This is a genomic window from Collinsella sp. LCP19S3_F2 (genome assembly GCF_052121015.1).
Classification (GTDB): Bacteria; Actinomycetota; Coriobacteriia; order Coriobacteriales; family Coriobacteriaceae; genus Collinsella.
This window is the reverse complement of sequence record NZ_JBQKFA010000029.1, coordinates 1-1,039: the sequence shown is the minus strand read 5'-3', so window position 1 is coordinate 1,039 and position 1,039 is coordinate 1. Positions and strand designations below refer to the sequence as shown.

Below are 1,039 nucleotides of genomic sequence, written 5' to 3'. Positions count from 1 at the left end.
CTGGTACAACAACTTCAGGATCCACTCGACGCTGGGTTACATGTCTCCGGTCGAGTTCAGGGAGGCGGGGCTGTCCCTCCCGGAATCGTCCAAATAGGTGTTGCCAATCCAATCCGCTCGAAGGCCCAGCTGCCCGGGATGACCAAGATGGCCGTCTACGCGTTCCTGCGCGAGAGCCGCGGGGAGGGGCTGCCCGGGTACGGCGCCTTCACCGCCTGGTGCCGGGCCCGCGACGTGCCCTTCGGGGGCGCGGGCGGCCGCGAGCCGCACCCGCGGTTCGAGACGCCCCCGGGCAGGCAGCTGCAGTTCGACTGGAAGGAGGGCATGAGGCTCGTCGACTCGGAGGGCGAGGTCTTCGAGTTCAGCGTGTTCACCGCGACGCTCGGCTACTCCCGGAAGCACCGCTTCATACCGGTCAGGAGCCGCACGCTCGACGACCTGCTGTCCTGCCTGCTCGCCACCTTCACCCGCCTCGGCGGCGTCCCGGAGGAGTGCATCACGGACAACATGTCGTGCCTGGTGACCGTCTCGGGCCGCAGGAGGACCAGGCAGGAGAGGGCGTGGCGGTTCGCGCGGGAGGCCGGCTTCGAGCTCAGGCTCTGCGCGCCGCGCTCGCCGCAGACCAAGGGCAAGGACGAGTCGGCCAACCGCTTCCTGAACCGCCTGCTCGCCTACGGCGGCGAGTTCACCGGGTGGAGCGGCCTCGCCGAGGCGGTGGCCCGGGTCGAGGCCCAGGCCAACTCGGAGCCGAACCGCACCACCGGCCTGCCGCCCGACGTGCTGTTCATGCGGGAGAAGGAGTGCCTGCGGCCCATCGGGAACCTCCGGCTCCTCGAGTCGATGGTGGGCGACGTGAGCGTCCAGACCGTCCCGTCGACCATGCTCGTCAGGGCCGCCGGCAGGGAGTGGTCCGTGCCCAGGCGCTGCATGTTTGTGTCAAGCTCGGGCTTTCAATTGAGGCAGCGGTTCTTTTCACACGTGGCAAGGAAAGGTTTCAGGTTTGGCAAAGGCGTGCCTCTTTCTCTCTTTGGCTTTGCCT

The 1,039-nt window shown here is 67.9% G+C and carries 2 protein-coding genes; both read left to right on the top strand.

Annotation, left to right across the window (positions count from 1 at the left end):
- Window positions 1–97, top strand: a 97-nt coding sequence (locus ACTQX9_RS09500; protein ID WP_441062925.1) for an IS3 family transposase, incomplete at its 5' end; no start/stop codon positions are given.
- Window positions 98–138: 41 nt separating this feature from the next.
- Window positions 139–1,039, top strand: a 901-nt coding sequence (locus tag ACTQX9_RS09495) for a DDE-type integrase/transposase/recombinase (protein ID WP_441541376.1), incomplete at its 3' end; no start/stop codon positions are given.